Below are 17,414 nucleotides of genomic sequence, written 5' to 3'. Positions count from 1 at the left end.
CAATTTTTAAGGTTGTGTCAGTGCTGACTGACCGTACCATATTGCTGATATGGCTCAGTTGGTAGAGCACACCCTTGGTAAGGGTGAGGTCCCCAGTTCGAATCTGGGTATCAGCACCATGAATACTAAAATAGTTTAAAAGAATTTACCTAGCGGCAATAGCGCGGTGGTCCCACCTGACCCCATGCCGAACTCAGAAGTGAAACGCCGTAGCGCCGATGGTAGTGTGGGGTCTCCCCATGTGAGAGTAGGGAACTGCTAGGTTTTAAATATAAGAAGCCACCCAATGGGTGGCTTTTTGCTATCTAACGATCTGTACTTTCCAAAACTCTTCTCAATTTCTTACTTATCATATTATTTCCGCCTACATGCTATTCACTGCTAGGTCTGGCTGATAGACTTATAAAATCTTAGATTATTATTTGAAATGAAGGTAGCAATGAACCTGACCGCCGAACTCAAATCACTTAATAGCTTCGGTATTGATGCCAAAGCTATTAAGGTGAATATTGTACAAAGCGCTGATGCGCTGTACCAACAGTGGATAACAGCAAAAAATGACAATCTTCCAGTACTGCTATTAGGCGGGGGAAGCAATGTGTTATTTACTGAAGACTTTGAAGGTGTGGTCATTGTAAACAGAATTAAAGGTATCGAAATTACTGAATCTGCAGGTGCTTGGCATGTACACGCATCTGCAGGGGAAAACTGGCATCAGCTACTTGAAACATTGCTTCATAAAGGGATACATGGTGCAGAGAATTTAGCGCTGATCCCCGGATGCGTAGGTTCTGCACCAATCCAAAATATTGGAGCTTATGGGTTAGAGCTAAAAGATGTTTGTGAGTATGTGGATATCCTCTGCTTAGATACAGGCCAAATCACTCGAATCCCTGCTGAAGAATGTGGTTTTGGATATCGAGACAGCATCTTTAAACATGAATATCAGAATTCACATGCGATTATCAGCGTTGGATTGGTTTTTGCTAAGGAATGGTCGCCAAAGCTAGCATATGGTGATTTAGCTAAGCTCGATCCTAATACTGTAACGCCTTCTGATGTGTTTGAAACGGTATGTGCGACTCGTAGAAGTAAATTACCGGATCCCGCTGTAACAGGTAATGCTGGTAGTTTCTTTAAAAATCCCGTCGTCTCTGCTGAACTCGCGGAGACAATCAAAGCTAACTATCCTAATTGCCCCCAATATGCTCAGGCAGATGGAAATGTGAAATTAGCGGCAGGTTGGTTGATTGACCAATGCGGCTTAAAAGGTTATGAACTAGGTGGTGCTGCAGTTCATACACAGCAAGCTTTGGTATTGATCAATAAAGAGAATGCGACAGGAAAAGATATTGTGGAGCTCGCTAAGCATGTCAGCCATACAGTTGCACAGCATTTCGATATATTTTTGGAGCCTGAAGTTCGTTTTATAGGGCGAAATGGCGAAGTCAATGCGGTGGACTGTATACAATGAAAGAGATGAGTATTCCATTACAGGTTATCGATATTTTGGCGGATGGACAAATTCATTCAGGGGAACAACTGGGTGAGCGCTTAGGAATGACGAGAGCAGCAATTAACAAACATATCAAAACATTGCGCTCATGGGGTCTTGATATTCAAACAGTGACTAGCAAAGGATATCAGCTTCCTTCGCAAATTAACCTATTGAGTAAAGAACGAATTGAACAATATGTTACTGACTCTAATGTCATAGTTGAACCGGTTATCGATTCAACTAACCAATATATGTTGGATCGAATCCCTCATCTGCAATCTGGGGATACTTGCTTAGCTGAATACCAAAGTGCGGGAAGAGGTCGTCGCGGGCGCCAATGGATTTCGCCATTCGGATGTAACCTTTACCTTTCAACATATTGGAAGTTAGAGCAAGGTCCTGCTGCTGCGATTGGTTTGAGCTTAGTTGTTGGTATTGTGATTGCTGAAACCTTAAATAAATTATGTGGAAATAAAGTCAAAGTTAAATGGCCTAATGACCTCTACATGAATGATAAGAAGCTTGCTGGAATTCTGGTTGAACTAACCGGCAAAACTGGTGATGCAGCGCATATTATTATTGGTGTTGGTATCAATATTGGTATGAGTAAAAATATCATTAAAAAAGAAGAAACAATTAATCAAGCTTGGTCTGCATTAATTGATGAAATTGAAAATATTGAGAGAAATGAGTTAGCTGGAAATATTATTAATTCATTAAAAGAATCATTACATATATTTGAAAAACAAGGATTGAAACCATTTTTATCTCGGTGGTTTGAATTAGATAACTTTTTAGATCGCAAAGTTAAGTTATTGATTGGTAATGATATTGTTGTTGGTGTTGAAAGGGGAATAAATGAGCAGGGTGCTCTGTTATTACAAAAAGAAAATGGAGAACTTATTCCCTATATTGGCGGTGAAATATCATTAAGATCGAATGAAAACTAATTAAAGTGGCCGGATAATACCGGCCTTATCAATTATTTTCTTAAGCGTACATTCCTAATAGAATGATTTTCACCCTTGGTCATAATTAAACTTGCCCGTTCTTTAGTTGGCAAAATATTCTCTTCAAGATTTAAACCGTTAATCTCATCCCAAATTGAGCTCGCCACATTGATAGCTTCTTCTTCACTGAGCTTAGAATAATTATGGAAATATGAATCGGGATCAGAAAACGCGCCTTGTCTAAATTTCAAAAAGCGTCCGATATACCATTGCTTCAGTAATTGAGGATCGGCATCAACATAAATGGAAAAATCAACAAAATCAGAAACAAAGACATGGTGAGGATCTTGAGGGTAGTCCATATCACTTTGCAGGACATTTAACCCTTCTAATATTAAAATATCAGGTTGATCGATAACTTGTGTCTGATCAGGAACAATATCGTATGTTAAATGCGAATAAACAGGTGCTGCAACATTGCGCGCTCCTGACTTGATTTGAGAAACAAAGTTAACCAACTTTCGCATATCGTAAGATTGAGGAAAGCCTTTTTTCTTCATTATATCTTTGTCGCGTAAGACTTGGTTTGGATATAAAAAGCCATCGGTAGTAATCAAGTCAACTTTTCGATGTTCTGGCCAACGGGTTAGTAGCGCTTGTAGCAAACGAGCGGTAGTGCTTTTTCCTACAGCAACACTACCAGCGATACCAATGATATAGGGTACCTTTGCACCATTAGTCCCTAAAAATTGCTCTAACACCGCCTGACGGCGCAAATTGGAACTTATATAAAAGTTCAGCAGACGCGAAAGAGGAAGATAAATTTCGATGACATCATCCATGGAGAGCTCTTCATTAATACCTTTAAGTTCAAGAAGCTCACTTGATGATAATGTTAGAGGTACAGAATCACGCAAAGTGGCCCAATGCTCTCTATCGAACTCTAAATATGGTGTCGTCATAAAATTTTCTTTTTGTTTCATAAGCCAACATCTGCCTATTGTGTGCAGGTTGGACAGGCTGCAAAAGCATCTGTATCCATAAAATTTGGTAGCATCATAGCGAGTGAAGAGAAGTAGGCGTAGGTTTTTTTGTGTTTTATGTGAATTTTTTTTGACGTGTGCAAAAAAAAACAGGATTTTTGCTGAAAAACTAAACGATAAAAACAGGGGAAAAACTGTGATAGTGAATAAAAAAATTATATTTTACGAAACCAAACTCGATAACGGTGCTTTACTCCTCAGATTATAATCGATTATAGTTAATGGCTGCTGTTGATGTTTTAATCTCAAAATAGATAAAAAATCAACAAAATCGCAAAAAGTGAATAAAATATGAGCGAATGAACAAAAAATTAAATTTTTTTGTTGCAACCTGAGCTCACTCTTCCTAGAATGCGCAGCACTTGATGCCGGCATAGCTCAGTTGGTAGAGCAACTGACTTGTAATCAGTAGGTCCCGAGTTCGACTCTTGGTGCCGGCACCATTAAAAATTTGGATAGGTGGGATACCCAAGCGGCCAAAGGGAGCAGACTGTAAATCTGCCGTCACAGACTTCGAAGGTTCGAATCCTTCTCCCACCACCATCTCCAATGAGCTTCTATAAGCTTTGCGGAAAACAGTTTAACAGCTGATAACTCAGGTAGCCGAGTTCATTGCGGGCATCGTATAATGGCTATTACCTCAGCCTTCCAAGCTGATGATGCGGGTTCGATTCCCGCTGCCCGCTCCAAGATGTGCTGATATAGCTCAGTTGGTAGAGCACACCCTTGGTAAGGGTGAGGTCGGCAGTTCGAATCTGCCTATCAGCACCACTTCCCCGATGTTCTCAATTATCTCCTGTTTTGTCTCCTGTAAAGAAAGAATACAAGCGAATTTAATCCTTGCTTGGTTGATGTGGTTTAACCACCGATTCCGTGTCTTAGAGGGACAATCTAATGTCTAAAGAAAAATTTGAACGTTCAAAACCGCACGTTAACGTTGGTACAATCGGCCACGTTGACCATGGTAAAACTACCCTGACAGCAGCAATCACTACTGTTCTGGCTAAAACTTACGGCGGTAACGCTCGTGCATTCGACCAAATCGATAACGCACCAGAAGAAAAAGCGCGTGGTATCACCATTTCTACTTCTCACGTAGAATACGATACTCCAACTCGCCACTACGCACACGTAGACTGCCCAGGTCACGCCGACTATGTTAAAAACATGATCACTGGTGCTGCGCAGATGGACGGTGCAATTCTGGTTGTTGCTGCGACTGATGGCCCAATGCCACAAACTCGTGAGCACATCCTGTTAGGTCGCCAAGTAGGTGTTCCTTACATCATCGTTTTCCTGAACAAATGTGACATGGTAGACGACGAAGAACTGTTAGAATTAGTTGAAATGGAAGTTCGTGAACTTCTGTCTCAATACGATTTCCCAGGCGATGACACTCCAGTTGTTCGCGGTTCAGCACTGAAAGCGCTGGAAGGCAACCCAGAGTGGGAAGCGAAAATTGTTGAATTAGCAGGCTACCTGGATTCTTACATCCCAGAACCAGAGCGTGCAATTGACAAGCCATTCCTGCTGCCAATCGAAGACGTATTCTCAATCTCTGGTCGTGGTACAGTAGTAACAGGCCGTGTTGAGCGTGGTATCATCAAAGTTGGTGAAGAAGTTGAAATCGTTGGTATTCAAGCAACGGCTAAAACTACTTGTACTGGCGTTGAAATGTTCCGTAAACTGCTGGACGAAGGTCGTGCGGGTGAGAACGTTGGTGTTCTGCTGCGTGGTACTAAGCGTGAAGAAATTCAACGTGGTCAAGTACTGGCTAAACCAGGTTCAATCAAGCCACACACCCAATTCGAATCAGAAGTTTATATTCTGAGCAAAGATGAAGGTGGTCGTCATACTCCATTCTTCAAAGGCTACCGTCCACAGTTCTACTTCCGTACAACTGACGTAACCGGTACTATCGAACTGCCAGAAGGCGTAGAGATGGTAATGCCAGGCGATAACATCAACATGATCGTGACTCTGATTCACCCAATCGCGATGGATGATGGTTTACGTTTCGCAATCCGTGAAGGTGGTCGTACTGTAGGTGCGGGTGTTGTTGCAAAAATCATTGCATAATACCGCTCTTTCTGAATAAGAAAGAACCACAGAAAAAGGGACGTCTTAGGACGTCCTTTTTGTTTTTATATAGCTCATTAATTTGTTTTATTTTCAAATATTGCAATTAATGATAATTGAAATGCCAATCATTTTCATTTAAACTTGCTGTATGTAATTTGTGCAGGTAAATGATCATGTATGTATGCCTTTGTGAAGCAATCACTGATAAACAAATCAGGAATGTGGCGCGTAAATATCACGTCACCTCTTTGAAAGGGCTACGTCAAATTTTACCAGTAGGGCGTGAATGCGGAAAATGCATCCGACAAACACGCGAGATTCTGCAGGAAGAACTTCTGCATCTTGAAGAACAGTGTATTGAACACGTCGCATAACCCTTTCACATACCCCTTTATTGTTTAGTTAAAATTCGTCACGCAGATAACTGTGTAAATATTATTCTTATCATCAATTTCAGTACTACACTTATAGGACTGGAAGCGATGGAGGTAATATGAAAGGCGATAAAAAAATGATAGCCCACTTAAATAAATTGCTGGGCAATGAACTTGTTGCAATTAATCAATATTTTCTACATGCCCGGATGTTTAAAAATTGGGGGCTAACTAAACTCAATGAAATGGAATATCACGAGTCGATTGATGAAATGAAACACGCGGATAAGTACATTGAGCGCATTTTATTTCTCGAAGGTATTCCGAATCTACAAGATCTCGGTAAGCTGAATATTGGTGAAGATGTCGAAGAGATGCTGGCTTCAGATCTGAAATTAGAACTTGATGGCGCCAAAAATTTAAAAGAAGCCATTAGCTATGCGGATTCAATCCATGATTATGTTAGCCGAGATTTAATGATAGAAATTCTTGCAGATGAAGAAAATCATATAGATTGGATTGAAACTCAGCTGGAATTGATCAAGCGTTTAGGTATTCAAAACTATCTTCAAGCACAAGTTATCGAAGAATAGTTTTGTAGGATTGATGAAAATGTAATTAGGCCCAGTGATGGGCCTTTTTTATATCTGCTAAATTTGCACATCAGAAAATTCGCACATATTTTCCCCGATTGCTTGCGTTTCGCGACAAATTACGTATAATGCGCGGGCTTACTGATGAGTAAGCCCTAAATTTTAGGACTGAAATCTCAGTATTGAGTCAACGATTTGTTGCTCATTTAGACAATACTCCCGATATGGGGGTTACATCAAGAACGATTACACTCCCCTATCAATCGAAATGGGTGCGAGGAGTAATCATTTACGTTTATAAAATAGTTGGAGCTCTGGTCTCATGCAGAACCAAAGAATCCGTATCCGCCTGAAAGCTTTTGATCATCGTTTAATCGATCAATCAACTGCGGAAATCGTAGAGACTGCTAAGCGCACTGGTGCGCAAGTACGTGGTCCTATCCCGCTGCCGACACGTAAAGAGCGTTTTACCGTTCTGATCTCTCCGCACGTTAACAAAGACGCGCGTGATCAGTACGAAATTCGCACTCACAAACGTCTGGTTGACATCGTTGAGCCAACCGAGAAGACCGTTGATGCTCTGATGCGTCTGGATCTGGCTGCCGGCGTTGACGTGCAGATCAGCCTGGGTTAATCAGGTCGTCGAACGATTGAGAGGTTGAAACAATGATTGGTTTAGTCGGTAAGAAAGTGGGAATGACTCGTATCTTCACTGAAGATGGCGTATCTATCCCTGTAACTGTTATCGAAATTGAAAATAACCGCGTTACTCAGGTTAAAACTGCAGAAACTGACGGTTACAATGCAATTCAGGTTACTACTGGTAGCAAAAAAGCTAACCGTGTAACTAAGCCTGAAGCAGGTCATTTCGCTAAAGCTGGCGTTGAAGCTGGCCGCATTCTGCGTGAATTCCGTACTGAAGAAGGTACTGAATTTAACGTAGGTCAAAGCATTAGCGTTGAAATTTTCGCTGACGTTAAAAAAGTCGACGTTACTGGTACATCTAAAGGTAAAGGTTTTGCCGGCACAGTTAAGCGCTGGAATTTCCGTACTCAAGATGCTACTCACGGTAACTCCTTGTCTCACCGTGTTCCGGGTTCTATCGGTCAGAACCAGACTCCGGGCAAAGTGTTCAAAGGCAAGAAAATGGCAGGCCAACTGGGTAATGAACGTGTAACTGTTCAAAGCTTAGATGTAGTACGTGTTGACGCTGAGCGCAACCTGCTGCTGGTCAAAGGTGCTGTTCCAGGAGCAACTGGTAGCAACCTGATCGTAAAACCGGCTGTCAAGGCTTAACGTCGAGGAGATAGGAATGGAATTGGTAATGAAAGACGCGCAAAGCGCGCTGACTGTTTCCGAAACTACCTTCGGGCGTGATTTCAATGAAGCGCTTGTTCACCAAGTAGTTGTTGCGTATGCAGCTGGTGCTCGTCAAGGTACTCGTGCTCAGAAAACTCGTGCTGAAGTTTCTGGTTCTGGTAAAAAACCATGGCGTCAAAAAGGCACAGGCCGTGCACGTTCTGGTTCAATCAAGAGCCCAATCTGGCGCTCTGGTGGTGTTAGCTTCGCAGCTAAACCACAGGACCACAGTCAAAAAGTTAATAAGAAGATGTACCGCGGTGCTCTGAAAAGCATCCTGTCTGAATTGGTACGTCAAGATCGTCTGATCGTTGTCGAGCAGTTCTCTGTAGAAGCGCCTAAAACTAAGCTGCTGGCACAGAAACTGAAAGATATGGCTCTGCAAGATGTTCTGATCATCACTGCTGAATTAGATGAAAATCTGTTCTTAGCAGCACGTAACCTGTACAAGGTTGACGTTCGTGATGCAGCAGGTATCGACCCAGTTAGCCTGATTGCTTTCGACAAAGTGGTTATGACTGCTGATGCTGTGAAGCAAGTTGAGGAGATGCTGGCATGATCCGTGAAGAACGTCTGCTACAAGTACTGCGCGCGCCGCACGTATCTGAAAAAGCTTCTACAGCGATGGAAAAAAGCAATACCATCGTTCTCAAAGTTGCAAAAGACGCAACTAAAGCAGAAATCAAAGCTGCTGTACAGAAACTGTTTGAAGTTGAAGTTGAAGGTGTTAACACTTTGCTGGTTAAAGGCAAAACTAAACGCCACGGTCAGCGTTCTGGTCGTCGTAGTGACTGGAAAAAAGCTTACGTTACGCTGAAAGAAGGCCAGAATCTGGACTTCGTTAGCGGCGCAGAGTAAGTCGGAGGAGTAAAGAACAATGGCAGTTGTTAAATGTAAACCTACGTCTCCGGGCCGTCGCCACGTTGTTAAAGTGGTTAACCCTGAGCTGCATAAGGGTAAGCCTTATGCTCCGCTGTTAGAAAAAAACAGCAAATCCGGTGGTCGTAACAACAATGGCCGTATCACTACCCGTCATATCGGTGGTGGCCATAAGCAGCATTATCGTTTAGTTGACTTCAAACGCAACAAAGACGGTATCCCTGCAGTTGTTGAACGTTTGGAATATGATCCAAACCGTTCTGCGAACATTGCACTGGTACTATATAAAGACGGTGAACGTCGTTATATTCTTGCACCAAAAGGCCTGAAAGCTGGTGACCAGATTCAATCTGGCGTTGATTCAGCTATCAAAGCTGGTAACGCACTGCCAATGCGCAACATCCCTGTTGGTTCTACAGTTCATAACATCGAACTGAAACCAGGTAAAGGTGGTCAGTTAGCGCGTTCAGCAGGTACTTACGCTCAAATCGTTGCTCGTGATGGTGCTTATGTCACCCTGCGTCTGCGTTCTGGTGAAATGCGTAAAGTTTTAGCTGATTGCCGTGCAACCTTAGGTGAAGTTGGTAACGCTGAACACATGTTACGAGTTCTTGGTAAAGCTGGTGCTAGCCGCTGGCGTGGTATTCGTCCTACCGTTCGCGGTACTGCGATGAACCCAGTTGACCATCCACATGGTGGTGGTGAAGGCCGTAACTTTGGTAAACACCCAGTAACACCATGGGGCGTTCAGACCAAAGGTAAGAAAACTCGTAGTAACAAGCGTACTGATCAATTCATCGTACGTCATCGTTCTAAAAAATAATTAGAGGATAAGCCATGCCACGTTCTCTCAAGAAAGGTCCTTTTATTGACCTGCACTTGCTGAAGAAGGTAGAGAAAGCGGTGGAAAGCGGAGACAAGAAGCCTCTCAAGACTTGGTCCCGTCGTTCAACGATCTTTCCTAATATGATCGGATTGACCATCGCTGTCCATAATGGTCGTCAGCATGTTCCAGTATTCGTAACCGACGAAATGGTTGGTCACAAACTGGGTGAATTCGCACCGACTCGCACTTATCGCGGCCACGCGGCAGATAAGAAAGCTAAGAAACGTTAAGGATAGGAGGAAGAGATGGAAACTTTAGCTATGCATCGCCACGCTCGTTCTTCTGCCCAGAAGGTTCGCTTAGTAGCCGACCTGATTCGCGGTAAGAAAGTGTCGCAAGCTCTGGAAATTCTGACCTACACCAACAAGAAAGCTGCTGGTTTAGTGAAGAAAGTACTGGAATCTGCTATTGCTAACGCAGAGCAAAACGATGGCGCTGACATTGATGACCTGAAAGTTGCGAAAATTTTCGTAGACGAAGGTCCAACTATGAAACGCATCATGCCGCGTGCGAAAGGCCGTGCAGATCGTATTCTTAAGCGCACCAGCCACATTACTGTGGTTGTGTCCGATCGCTGAGACTCTGGAGACTAGCAATGGGTCAGAAAGTACATCCTAATGGTATTCGCCTGGGTATTGTCAAACCTTGGAACTCTACTTGGTATGCGAATACTAATGAATTCGCTGACAACCTAGACAGCGACTTTAAAGTACGCCAGTACTTGAATAAAGAATTGGCAAAAGCGTCAATTTCACGCATCGTAATCGAGCGTCCTGCTAAAAGCATCCGTGTGACTATTCACACTGCTCGCCCAGGTATCGTTATCGGTAAGAAAGGTGAAGACGTTGAAAAACTGCGTAAAACAGTAGCGGATATCGCTGGTGTTCCTGCGCAAATCAATATCGCCGAAGTTCGTAAACCAGAACTGGACGCTAAATTAGTTGCTGACAGCATCTCTTCACAGCTGGAACGTCGTGTTATGTTCCGTCGTGCTATGAAGCGTGCAGTACAGAACGCAATGCGTCTGGGCGCTAAAGGTATCAAAGTTGAAGTCAGTGGCCGTTTAGGCGGTGCTGAAATCGCTCGTACCGAGTGGTATCGTGAAGGCCGTGTGCCACTGCACACATTACGTGCTGACATCGATTACAACACTTCAGAAGCGCACACCACTTATGGTGTTCTCGGCGTTAAGGTATGGATCTTCAAAGGTGAGATTCTGGGTGGTATGGCTGCAGTTGAACAAGCTGAGAAACCAGCAGCTCAACCTAAAAAGCAGCAGCGTAAAGGCCGCAAGTAAGGAGCGTCGCTATGTTACAACCAAAGCGTACAAAATTCCGTAAGGTGCACAAAGGCCGCAACCGTGGTCTGGCGCAAGGTACGGATGTTAGCTTCGGCACTTTCGGTCTTAAAGCTGTTGGCCGTGGTCGTCTGACTGCACGTCAGATCGAAGCGGCACGTCGTGCTATGACCCGTGCTGTTAAGCGTCAAGGTAAAATCTGGATTCGTGTATTCCCAGACAAGCCAATCACTGAAAAGCCACTCGAAGTTCGTATGGGTAAAGGTAAAGGTAACGTAGAATATTGGGTTGCCTTAATTCAGCCTGGTAAAGTCCTGTATGAAATGGACGGTGTGCCTGAAGAGCTGGCTCGTGAAGCATTCTCTCTGGCAGCAGCGAAACTGCCTATCAAAACCACCTTTGTAACTAAGACGGTGATGTAATGAAAGCACAAGAGCTGCGCGAAAAAAGCGTAGAAGAGCTGAACGCTGAACTTTTAAACCTGTTACGTGAGCAATTTAACTTACGTATGCAGGCTGCGAGTGGTCAGCTGCAACAGTCTCATCTAATGAAACAAGTGCGTCGTGATATCGCACGCGTGAAGACTTTACTGACTGAGAAGGCAGGTGCGTAATGAACGATAAAATCCGTACTCTGCAAGGTCGTGTAGTTAGTGACAAAATGGAGAAATCTATTGTTGTTGCTATCGAGCGTATGGTGAAACACCCTCTGTATGGTAAATTCATCCGTCGTACGACTAAATTGCACGTACATGACGAGAACAATGAATGTGGAATTGGTGACGTGGTAGAAATCCGCGAAACTCGTCCACTGTCTAAGACTAAGTCTTGGGCCTTAGTTCGCGTTGTAGAAAAAGCTGTTCTGTAATAGAATAGATTTTTCGTGATGAATAAACGGCTCTTTTTGATCGAGCCGTTTATTTTTTCCTGTCCAACACGAAGATGTGGTGTTATAATGCCGCGCCCTCGTAGTATGGGTATATTTGAACGGCCTCTTCATAATGAGGTGGCTCAGTAGTAGTTGACATTTAGCGGAGCACTAAAATGATCCAAGAACAGACTATGCTGAACGTGGCCGACAACTCCGGTGCACGTCGCGTAATGTGTATCAAGGTTCTAGGTGGCTCGCACCGTCGCTATGCACATGTAGGCGACATCATTAAAATTACTGTTAAGGAAGCAATTCCACGCGGTAAAGTTAAAAAGGGTGATGTCCTGAAAGCGGTAGTGGTGCGCACCAAGAAGGGTGTACGTCGCCCTGACGGTTCTGTCATTCGCTTCGATGGTAATGCTTGTGTGTTATTAAACAATAACAGTGAGCAAGTAATCGGTACGCGTATTTTTGGGCCGGTAACTCGTGAACTTCGTAATGAGAAGTTTATGAAAATTATCTCTCTGGCACCTGAAGTACTCTAAGGAGCGAACTATGGCAGCGAAAATCCGTCGTGATGACGAAGTTATCGTGCTAACTGGGAAAGACAAAGGTAAGCGCGGTAAAGTAAAGCAGGTTATTTCTTCTAGTAAAGTTATCGTTGAAGGTATCAATCTGGTTAAAAAACATCAGAAGCCAGTTCCGGCTCTGAACCAACCAGGTGGCATCGTTGAAAAAGAAGCGGCTATTCAAGTTTCTAACGTTGCAATCTTTAACGCGGCAACTGGCAAGGCTGACCGTGTAGGCTTTAGATTCGAAGACGGCAAAAAAGTCCGTTTCTTCAAATCTAACAGTGAAACTATCAAGTAATTTTTGGAGTATACGATGGCGAAACTGCATGATTACTATAAAGACGAAGTAGTTAATAAACTCATGACTGAGTTTAACTACACTTCTGTCATGCAAGTCCCTCGGGTCGAGAAGATCACCCTGAATATGGGTGTTGGTGAAGCGATCGCTGATAAAAAACTGCTGGATAACGCAGCAGCTGACTTAACAGCAATCTCTGGTCAAAAACCATTGATCACCAAAGCACGCAAATCTGTTGCAGGCTTCAAAATCCGTCAGGGCTATCCAATCGGCTGTAAAGTAACTCTGCGTGGCGAACGCATGTGGGAGTTCCTTGAGCGTCTGATTTCTATTGCTGTACCACGTATTCGTGACTTCCGTGGCTTGTCCGCTAAGTCTTTCGATGGTCGCGGTAACTACAGCATGGGTGTACGTGAACAAATCATCTTCCCTGAAATCGATTACGATAAAGTGGATCGTGTACGTGGTTTAGATATTACTATCACCACTACTGCGAAATCTGATGATGAAGGTCGCGCACTGTTAGCAGCGTTCAACTTCCCGTTCCGCAAGTAAGGCAGGTTACTCATGGCTAAGAAATCTATGAAAGCGCGTGATGTTAAGCGTGCTAAATTAGCTGAGAAATTCTTCGCAAAACGCGTAGAACTGAAAGCTATCATCTCTGATGTTAAAGCATCTGATGAAGATCGCTGGGACGCTGTTCTCAAGCTGCAAACACTGCCACGTGATTCAAGTCCTTCTCGTCAGCGTAACCGCTGCCGTCAAACTGGGCGTCCGCATGGTTTCCTGCGGAAATTTGGTCTGAGCCGTATTAAAGTCCGTGAAGCCGCTATGCGCGGTGAAATCCCGGGCCTTAAAAAGGCTAGTTGGTAATTGTCACCATATTGAATCACGGGAGTAAAGACAGATGAGCATGCAAGATCCCATCGCGGATATGCTGACCCGTATCCGTAACGGTCAGGCCGCGAATAAAGTTGCGGTCACCATGCCTTCCTCCAAGCTGAAAGTGGCGATTGCCAAAGTGCTGAAGGAAGAAGGTTATATTGAAGATTTTAAAATTGAAGGCGACATCAAGCCAGAATTGGAACTGACTTTACGTTATTTCCAAGGTAAGGCTGTCGTAGAAAGCATCCAGCGTGTAAGCCGCCCAAGTCTGCGCATCTATAAGAAAAAAGATGAGCTGCCACAAGTTATGGCTGGCTTAGGTATCGCTGTTGTTTCTACCTCTAAAGGTGTCATGACTGATCGTGCAGCTCGCCAAGCTGGTCTTGGTGGCGAGATTCTCTGCTACGTAGCTTAATTCGGGAGGAAAGAATGTCTCGTGTGGCAAAAGCACCCGTCGTCATTCCTGCCGGCGTAGAGGTAAAACTCAACGGTCAGGTTATTTCGATCAAGGGTAAAAACGGCGAGCTTACTCGTACTATCCATAATGCAGTTGAAGTTAAACATGAAGATGGCCACTTAACTTTCGCTCCGCGCGAAGGTTTTGCTGATGCATGGGCACAAGCGGGTACTTCTCGCTCACTGCTGAATGCAATGGTTATCGGTGTTACCGAAGGCTTCACCAAAAAACTTCAACTGGTCGGTGTTGGTTACCGTGCAGCAATCAAAGGCAACGCAGTAAGCTTGTCTTTAGGTTTCTCGCATCCGGTTGAACACGCACTGCCAGCAGGCATTACTGCTGAATGTCCAACACAAACTGAAATCGTACTGAAAGGTGCGGATAAGCAAGTGATTGGTCAAGTTGCAGCAGAACTGCGTGCTTACCGTCGTCCTGAGCCTTATAAAGGCAAAGGTGTTCGTTACGCCGATGAAATCGTGCGTACTAAAGAGGCTAAGAAGAAGTAAGGTAACACTATGGATAAGAAAGCAGCTCGTATCCGTCGTGCGACCCGCGCACGCCGCAAGATCCAAGAGTTGGGTGCGACTCGCCTGGTGGTACATCGTACTCCACGCCATATTTATGCGCAGGTTATTGCACCTAACGGTTCTGAAACATTGGTTGCCGCTTCTACTACAGAAAAAGCTATCAATGAGCAAGTGAAATTCACTGGAAACAAAGATGCAGCAGCAGCAGTTGGTAAATTAATTGCTGAGCGTGCACTGGAAAAAGGCATCACTGTTGTTGCTTTTGACCGTTCTGGTTTCCAATATCATGGTAGAGTCCAGGCACTGGCAGATGCTGCCCGTGAAGCTGGCCTTCAGTTCTAAGGTAGAGGTGTAAGATGTCTCACATCGAAAAACAAGCTGGCGAACTGCAGGAAAAGCTGATCGCGGTAAACCGCGTAGCTAAAACCGTTAAAGGTGGCCGTATTTTCAGCTTTACCGCACTGACTGTAGTTGGTGATGGTAACGGTCGCGTTGGTTTTGGTTACGGCAAAGCGCGCGAAGTTCCGGCAGCAATCCAGAAAGCGATGGAAAAAGCCCGTCGCAGTATGAAAACCGTTGCTCTAAACAACGGCACATTATTCCACCCAGTGAAAGGTACACACACCGGTTCTCGCGTGTTTATGCAACCTGCTCACGAAGGTACCGGTATTATTGCCGGTGGTGCAATGCGTGCTGTTTTAGAGGTAGCTGGAGTTCGCAACGTACTGGCTAAAACCTATGGTTCCACTAACCCAATCAACGTGGTTCGTGCAACACTGGATGCTTTAGACAGCATGAAGTCTCCAGAAATGGTCGCAGCTAAGCGTGGAAAATCCGTCGAAGAAATTCTGGGGTAATCAGCCATGGCTAAGACTATTAAAATTACACAAGTTCGCAGTTCAATCGGTCGTCTGCCGAAACACAAGGCAACACTGGTCGGTTTAGGTCTGCGTCGCATTGGTCATACAGTAGAGCGCGAGGATACTCCTGCTGTTCGTGGTATGATCAACTTGGTTTCCTACATGGTTAAAGTTGAGGAGTAAGAGATGCGTTTAAATACTCTGTCTCCGGCTGAAGGTGCCAAGCACGCGCCTAAACGCGTAGGTCGTGGTATCGGTTCTGGTCTGGGTAAAACTGGCGGTCGTGGTCACAAAGGTCAGAAGTCTCGTTCTGGCGGTGGCGTACGTCGTGGTTTCGAAGGTGGCCAGATGCCTTTATACCGTCGTTTACCGAAATTCGGTTTCACTTCACGTAAAGCAATGATCACTGCGGAAATCCGTCTGTCTGATTTTGCTTCTGTTGAAGGCGATGTTATTGATCTGAACGCACTGAAAGCCGCGAACGTTATTGACATCCAGATTGAATACGCAAAAGTTATTCTGTCTGGCGAAGTGAATCGTGCAGTTACTGTACGTGGCCTTCGTGTTACTAAAGGTGCTCGCGCTGCAATCGAAGCTGCCGGCGGTAAAATTGAGGAATAAGTGACAGATGGCTAAACAACCAGGATTAGATTTCCAAAGTGCCAAAGGTGGAGCTGGCGAACTAAAACGCAGACTTTTGTTTGTTATTGGGGCGCTAATTGTTTTCCGAATTGGTTCTTTTATTCCAATCCCTGGTATTGATGCCACTGTGCTTGCCAAATTGCTCGAACAGCAACAAGGCACCATCATTGAAATGTTTAACATGTTCTCTGGTGGTGCTCTTAGCCGTGCTTCTATCTTTGCTCTGGGTATCATGCCGTATATTTCGGCATCGATCATTGTCCAGTTATTATCTGTGGTTAACCCACGATTAGCAGAGATCAAGAAGGAAGGAGAAGCAGGTCGTCGGAAGATAAGCCAATATACTCGCTGGGGTACTCTGGTATTAGCAATATTCCAATCTATTGGTATTGCAATGGGTCTACCGAATATGCCAGGGATGCAGGGATTAGTTCTTGATCCAGGCCTCCCATTCTACTTCACGGCAGTTGTTAGCTTAGTCACAGGAACTATGTTCCTTATGTGGTTAGGTGAGCAGATAACTGAAAGAGGTATCGGTAACGGTATTTCAATTATTATCTTCGCTGGTATCGTTGCGGGTCTCCCGCCGGCTATTGGCCATACCATCGAGCAAGCTCGGCAAGGCGATCTGCACTTCCTCCTGTTGCTGTTGGTTGCGGTATTAGTATTCGCGGTAACTTTCTTTGTAGTGTTTATGGAACGTGGTCAACGTCGTATCGTCGTAAACTACGCTAAACGCCAACAAGGACGCCGTGTCTACGCTGCACAAAGTACACATTTACCGTTAAAAGTGAATATGGCGGGTGTAATTCCTGCAATTTTTGCTTCCAGTATCATACTATTCCCGGGTACAATAGCGTCTTGGTTTGGTGATGGAACTGGCTGGGACTGGCTGACTACAGTATCTATGTACTTACAGCCTGGACAACCGTTATATGTGTTGCTTTATGCCTCTGCGATCATCTTCTTCTGTTTCTTCTATACTGCGTTGGTTTTCAACCCAAGAGAAACAGCAGATAACCTGAAGAAGTCCGGTGCATTTGTACCAGGAATTCGTCCGGGAGAGCAAACGGCCAAGTACATCGATAAGGTAATGACACGATTAACATTAATCGGTGCTCTTTATATTACCTTTATCTGCCTAATCCCGGAGTTCATGCGTGACGCAATGAAAGTACCTTTTTACTTTGGTGGTACTTCCCTCTTAATCGTGGTTGTCGTTATCATGGACTTTATGGCTCAAGTGCAAACTCTGATGATGTCAAGTCAGTATGAGTCTGCATTGAAGAAAGCAAATCTAAAAGGTAAATAATCACGCGAGTGATTATGGTTTGCTTAGAAG

Annotated in this window: 28 protein-coding genes, 5 tRNA genes and 1 rRNA gene; 33 read left to right on the top strand and 1 reads right to left on the bottom strand. The window is 44.3% G+C overall.

Going from position 1 to position 17,414, the window contains the following annotated elements; translation table 11 throughout:
• The first annotated feature begins 43 nt into the window (after nt 1-43).
• The 4 genes from HFU86_RS18755 (at nt 44) to birA (ending at nt 2,448) form a co-directional block, all read left to right on the top strand.
• Nucleotides 44-119 (top strand) — tRNA-Thr (locus HFU86_RS18755).
• 29 nt (nt 120-148) lie between these two features.
• Nucleotides 149-264 (top strand): 5S ribosomal RNA (gene rrf, locus HFU86_RS18750).
• Nucleotides 265-439: 175 nt separating this feature from the next.
• Nucleotides 440-1,474, top strand: a complete 1,035-nt coding sequence (gene murB, locus HFU86_RS18745) for a UDP-N-acetylmuramate dehydrogenase (RefSeq protein WP_187129795.1) — start codon at nt 440-442, stop codon at nt 1,472-1,474.
• On the top strand, nt 1,471-2,448 hold the full coding sequence (birA, locus tag HFU86_RS18740) for a bifunctional biotin--[acetyl-CoA-carboxylase] ligase/biotin operon repressor BirA (protein WP_132497362.1): 978 nt from the start codon (nt 1,471-1,473) through the stop codon (nt 2,446-2,448). Before murB ends, birA begins: the two co-directional genes overlap by 4 nt.
• Before the next feature lie 32 nt (nt 2,449-2,480).
• Here the strand turns inward: birA and coaA are convergent, their stop codons facing one another.
• Entirely contained in the window at nt 2,481-3,431 is a 951-nt protein-coding gene (coaA, locus tag HFU86_RS18735; RefSeq protein WP_036950939.1) for a type I pantothenate kinase, read from the bottom strand.
• A gap of 427 nt (nt 3,432-3,858) precedes the next feature.
• Here coaA and HFU86_RS18730 point away from each other — a divergent pair.
• The 29 genes from HFU86_RS18730 to secY all read left to right on the top strand — a co-directional run bounded on the left by HFU86_RS18730 (nt 3,859) and on the right by secY (nt 17,384).
• Nucleotides 3,859-3,934: transfer RNA gene (locus tag HFU86_RS18730), tRNA-Thr, on the top strand.
• Nucleotides 3,935-3,949: 15 nt separating this feature from the next.
• Nucleotides 3,950-4,034 (top strand) — tRNA-Tyr (locus HFU86_RS18725).
• Nucleotides 4,035-4,105: 71 nt separating this feature from the next.
• A tRNA-Gly gene (locus HFU86_RS18720) sits at nt 4,106-4,180 on the top strand.
• A gap of 6 nt (nt 4,181-4,186) precedes the next feature.
• Nucleotides 4,187-4,262, top strand: a tRNA-Thr gene (locus tag HFU86_RS18715).
• Nucleotides 4,263-4,385: 123 nt separating this feature from the next.
• Nucleotides 4,386-5,570 (top strand): elongation factor Tu, encoded by a 1,185-nt coding sequence (gene tuf, locus HFU86_RS18710; RefSeq protein ID WP_187128653.1) that lies wholly within the window; start codon nt 4,386-4,388, stop codon nt 5,568-5,570.
• A gap of 176 nt (nt 5,571-5,746) precedes the next feature.
• Nucleotides 5,747-5,947 carry a bacterioferritin-associated ferredoxin gene (gene bfd / locus HFU86_RS18705; RefSeq protein WP_132497312.1) on the top strand — a complete coding sequence of 67 codons (201 nt, stop codon included), beginning with the start codon at nt 5,747-5,749 and terminating at the stop codon, nt 5,945-5,947.
• Between the two features lie 119 nt (nt 5,948-6,066).
• Nucleotides 6,067-6,540, top strand: a complete 474-nt coding sequence (gene bfr / locus HFU86_RS18700) for a bacterioferritin (RefSeq protein WP_036955915.1) — start codon at nt 6,067-6,069, stop codon at nt 6,538-6,540.
• A gap of 322 nt (nt 6,541-6,862) precedes the next feature.
• Entirely contained in the window at nt 6,863-7,174 is a 312-nt protein-coding gene (gene rpsJ / locus HFU86_RS18695; RefSeq protein WP_001181005.1) for a 30S ribosomal protein S10, read from the top strand.
• 32 nt (nt 7,175-7,206) lie between these two features.
• Complete coding sequence (gene rplC / locus HFU86_RS18690; protein ID WP_036955911.1) at nt 7,207-7,836, top strand: 50S ribosomal protein L3; 630 nt, start codon at nt 7,207-7,209, stop codon at nt 7,834-7,836.
• A 16-nt stretch (nt 7,837-7,852) separates the two neighbouring features.
• On the top strand, nt 7,853-8,458 hold the full coding sequence (gene rplD / locus HFU86_RS18685) for a 50S ribosomal protein L4 (RefSeq protein ID WP_036955909.1): 606 nt from the start codon (nt 7,853-7,855) through the stop codon (nt 8,456-8,458).
• Nucleotides 8,455-8,757 carry a 50S ribosomal protein L23 gene (gene rplW / locus HFU86_RS18680; protein ID WP_006657015.1) on the top strand — a complete coding sequence of 101 codons (303 nt, stop codon included), beginning with the start codon at nt 8,455-8,457 and terminating at the stop codon, nt 8,755-8,757. The genes rplD and rplW overlap by 4 nt, the downstream gene beginning before the upstream one ends.
• A gap of 19 nt (nt 8,758-8,776) precedes the next feature.
• Complete coding sequence (gene rplB / locus HFU86_RS18675; protein WP_006657016.1) at nt 8,777-9,601, top strand: 50S ribosomal protein L2; 825 nt, start codon at nt 8,777-8,779, stop codon at nt 9,599-9,601.
• A gap of 14 nt (nt 9,602-9,615) precedes the next feature.
• The gene (gene rpsS / locus HFU86_RS18670) at nt 9,616-9,894 is read left to right on the top strand and encodes a 30S ribosomal protein S19 (protein WP_004265426.1); all 279 of its coding nucleotides are present in this window, start codon (nt 9,616-9,618) and stop codon (nt 9,892-9,894) included.
• Nucleotides 9,895-9,909: 15 nt separating this feature from the next.
• A complete protein-coding gene (gene rplV / locus HFU86_RS18665) occupies nt 9,910-10,242 on the top strand; it encodes a 50S ribosomal protein L22 (RefSeq protein WP_004265430.1) in 333 nt (110 codons plus the stop codon).
• Between the two features lie 17 nt (nt 10,243-10,259).
• Nucleotides 10,260-10,961, top strand: coding sequence for a 30S ribosomal protein S3 (gene rpsC, locus HFU86_RS18660; RefSeq protein ID WP_004907131.1), 702 nt, complete (start codon nt 10,260-10,262; stop codon nt 10,959-10,961).
• An 11-nt stretch (nt 10,962-10,972) separates the two neighbouring features.
• The gene (gene rplP / locus HFU86_RS18655) at nt 10,973-11,383 is read left to right on the top strand and encodes a 50S ribosomal protein L16 (RefSeq protein ID WP_004926449.1); all 411 of its coding nucleotides are present in this window, start codon (nt 10,973-10,975) and stop codon (nt 11,381-11,383) included.
• The gene (gene rpmC / locus HFU86_RS18650) at nt 11,383-11,574 is read left to right on the top strand and encodes a 50S ribosomal protein L29 (protein ID WP_006657017.1); all 192 of its coding nucleotides are present in this window, start codon (nt 11,383-11,385) and stop codon (nt 11,572-11,574) included. Before rplP ends, rpmC begins: the two co-directional genes overlap by 1 nt.
• The gene (gene rpsQ / locus HFU86_RS18645; protein ID WP_006657018.1) at nt 11,574-11,828 is read left to right on the top strand and encodes a 30S ribosomal protein S17; all 255 of its coding nucleotides are present in this window, start codon (nt 11,574-11,576) and stop codon (nt 11,826-11,828) included. Before rpmC ends, rpsQ begins: the two co-directional genes overlap by 1 nt.
• 176 nt (nt 11,829-12,004) lie before the next feature.
• Nucleotides 12,005-12,376 carry a 50S ribosomal protein L14 gene (gene rplN, locus HFU86_RS18640; protein ID WP_004265449.1) on the top strand — a complete coding sequence of 124 codons (372 nt, stop codon included), beginning with the start codon at nt 12,005-12,007 and terminating at the stop codon, nt 12,374-12,376.
• Nucleotides 12,377-12,386: 10 nt separating this feature from the next.
• On the top strand, nt 12,387-12,701 hold the full coding sequence (gene rplX, locus HFU86_RS18635) for a 50S ribosomal protein L24 (protein ID WP_004265452.1): 315 nt from the start codon (nt 12,387-12,389) through the stop codon (nt 12,699-12,701).
• Nucleotides 12,702-12,716: 15 nt separating this feature from the next.
• Nucleotides 12,717-13,256: a 50S ribosomal protein L5 gene (gene rplE / locus HFU86_RS18630; protein WP_006657019.1), complete on the top strand. Its 540-nt coding sequence runs from the start codon at nt 12,717-12,719 to the stop codon at nt 13,254-13,256.
• Between the two features lie 12 nt (nt 13,257-13,268).
• Nucleotides 13,269-13,574 (top strand): 30S ribosomal protein S14, encoded by a 306-nt coding sequence (gene rpsN, locus HFU86_RS18625; protein WP_004265458.1) that lies wholly within the window; start codon nt 13,269-13,271, stop codon nt 13,572-13,574.
• A 34-nt stretch (nt 13,575-13,608) separates the two neighbouring features.
• A complete protein-coding gene (gene rpsH / locus HFU86_RS18620; RefSeq protein ID WP_004907134.1) occupies nt 13,609-14,001 on the top strand; it encodes a 30S ribosomal protein S8 in 393 nt (130 codons plus the stop codon).
• A gap of 14 nt (nt 14,002-14,015) precedes the next feature.
• A complete protein-coding gene (gene rplF / locus HFU86_RS18615; RefSeq protein ID WP_006657020.1) occupies nt 14,016-14,549 on the top strand; it encodes a 50S ribosomal protein L6 in 534 nt (177 codons plus the stop codon).
• A gap of 9 nt (nt 14,550-14,558) precedes the next feature.
• Complete coding sequence (rplR, locus tag HFU86_RS18610) at nt 14,559-14,912, top strand: 50S ribosomal protein L18 (RefSeq protein WP_006816326.1); 354 nt, start codon at nt 14,559-14,561, stop codon at nt 14,910-14,912.
• Between the two features lie 14 nt (nt 14,913-14,926).
• The gene (rpsE, locus tag HFU86_RS18605; protein ID WP_006657022.1) at nt 14,927-15,427 is read left to right on the top strand and encodes a 30S ribosomal protein S5; all 501 of its coding nucleotides are present in this window, start codon (nt 14,927-14,929) and stop codon (nt 15,425-15,427) included.
• A 6-nt stretch (nt 15,428-15,433) separates the two neighbouring features.
• Nucleotides 15,434-15,613: a 50S ribosomal protein L30 gene (rpmD, locus tag HFU86_RS18600; protein WP_006657023.1), complete on the top strand. Its 180-nt coding sequence runs from the start codon at nt 15,434-15,436 to the stop codon at nt 15,611-15,613.
• A gap of 3 nt (nt 15,614-15,616) precedes the next feature.
• Nucleotides 15,617-16,051, top strand: a complete 435-nt coding sequence (gene rplO / locus HFU86_RS18595; protein WP_006657024.1) for a 50S ribosomal protein L15 — start codon at nt 15,617-15,619, stop codon at nt 16,049-16,051.
• Nucleotides 16,052-16,058: 7 nt separating this feature from the next.
• Nucleotides 16,059-17,384, top strand: a complete 1,326-nt coding sequence (secY, locus tag HFU86_RS18590) for a preprotein translocase subunit SecY (protein WP_036955906.1) — start codon at nt 16,059-16,061, stop codon at nt 17,382-17,384.
• Nucleotides 17,385-17,414: the final 30 nt, after the last annotated feature.

Source organism: Providencia sp. JUb39 (genome assembly GCF_012272845.1).
GTDB classification, from domain to species: Bacteria; Pseudomonadota; Gammaproteobacteria; order Enterobacterales; family Enterobacteriaceae; genus Providencia; species Providencia lanzhouensis.
Note: the sequence above shows the minus strand (reverse complement) of the source record. Positions and strands in the feature narration are given on the sequence as shown.

Bases quoted from the DNA above. Each gene is read 5' to 3' on its own strand.
- rplN (WP_004265449.1), top strand. From the start codon at position 12,005: ATGATCCAAGAACAGACTATGCTGAACGTGGCCGACAACTCCGGTGCA.
- murB (WP_187129795.1), top strand. From the start codon at position 440: ATGAACCTGACCGCCGAACTCAAATCACTTAATAGCTTCGGTATTGAT.
- rplV (WP_004265430.1), top strand. From the start codon at position 9,910: ATGGAAACTTTAGCTATGCATCGCCACGCTCGTTCTTCTGCCCAGAAG.
- rpsS (WP_004265426.1), top strand. From the start codon at position 9,616: ATGCCACGTTCTCTCAAGAAAGGTCCTTTTATTGACCTGCACTTGCTG.
- rplF (WP_006657020.1), top strand. From the start codon at position 14,016: ATGTCTCGTGTGGCAAAAGCACCCGTCGTCATTCCTGCCGGCGTAGAG.
- bfd (WP_132497312.1), top strand. From the start codon at position 5,747: ATGTATGTATGCCTTTGTGAAGCAATCACTGATAAACAAATCAGGAAT.
- rpsH (WP_004907134.1), top strand. From the start codon at position 13,609: ATGAGCATGCAAGATCCCATCGCGGATATGCTGACCCGTATCCGTAAC.
- rpmD (WP_006657023.1), top strand. From the start codon at position 15,434: ATGGCTAAGACTATTAAAATTACACAAGTTCGCAGTTCAATCGGTCGT.
- rpsN (WP_004265458.1), top strand. From the start codon at position 13,269: ATGGCTAAGAAATCTATGAAAGCGCGTGATGTTAAGCGTGCTAAATTA.
- rpsQ (WP_006657018.1), top strand. From the start codon at position 11,574: ATGAACGATAAAATCCGTACTCTGCAAGGTCGTGTAGTTAGTGACAAA.
- rpmC (WP_006657017.1), top strand. From the start codon at position 11,383: ATGAAAGCACAAGAGCTGCGCGAAAAAAGCGTAGAAGAGCTGAACGCT.
- rplC (WP_036955911.1), top strand. From the start codon at position 7,207: ATGATTGGTTTAGTCGGTAAGAAAGTGGGAATGACTCGTATCTTCACT.
- rplD (WP_036955909.1), top strand. From the start codon at position 7,853: ATGGAATTGGTAATGAAAGACGCGCAAAGCGCGCTGACTGTTTCCGAA.
- rplP (WP_004926449.1), top strand. From the start codon at position 10,973: ATGTTACAACCAAAGCGTACAAAATTCCGTAAGGTGCACAAAGGCCGC.
- rplE (WP_006657019.1), top strand. From the start codon at position 12,717: ATGGCGAAACTGCATGATTACTATAAAGACGAAGTAGTTAATAAACTC.
- bfr (WP_036955915.1), top strand. From the start codon at position 6,067: ATGAAAGGCGATAAAAAAATGATAGCCCACTTAAATAAATTGCTGGGC.
- rplO (WP_006657024.1), top strand. From the start codon at position 15,617: ATGCGTTTAAATACTCTGTCTCCGGCTGAAGGTGCCAAGCACGCGCCT.
- rplW (WP_006657015.1), top strand. From the start codon at position 8,455: ATGATCCGTGAAGAACGTCTGCTACAAGTACTGCGCGCGCCGCACGTA.
- coaA (WP_036950939.1), bottom strand. From the start codon at position 3,431: ATGAAACAAAAAGAAAATTTTATGACGACACCATATTTAGAGTTCGAT.
- rplX (WP_004265452.1), top strand. From the start codon at position 12,387: ATGGCAGCGAAAATCCGTCGTGATGACGAAGTTATCGTGCTAACTGGG.
- rplB (WP_006657016.1), top strand. From the start codon at position 8,777: ATGGCAGTTGTTAAATGTAAACCTACGTCTCCGGGCCGTCGCCACGTT.
- secY (WP_036955906.1), top strand. From the start codon at position 16,059: ATGGCTAAACAACCAGGATTAGATTTCCAAAGTGCCAAAGGTGGAGCT.
- birA (WP_132497362.1), top strand. From the start codon at position 1,471: ATGAAAGAGATGAGTATTCCATTACAGGTTATCGATATTTTGGCGGAT.
- tuf (WP_187128653.1), top strand. From the start codon at position 4,386: ATGTCTAAAGAAAAATTTGAACGTTCAAAACCGCACGTTAACGTTGGT.
- rpsC (WP_004907131.1), top strand. From the start codon at position 10,260: ATGGGTCAGAAAGTACATCCTAATGGTATTCGCCTGGGTATTGTCAAA.
- rpsE (WP_006657022.1), top strand. From the start codon at position 14,927: ATGTCTCACATCGAAAAACAAGCTGGCGAACTGCAGGAAAAGCTGATC.
- rplR (WP_006816326.1), top strand. From the start codon at position 14,559: ATGGATAAGAAAGCAGCTCGTATCCGTCGTGCGACCCGCGCACGCCGC.
- rpsJ (WP_001181005.1), top strand. From the start codon at position 6,863: ATGCAGAACCAAAGAATCCGTATCCGCCTGAAAGCTTTTGATCATCGT.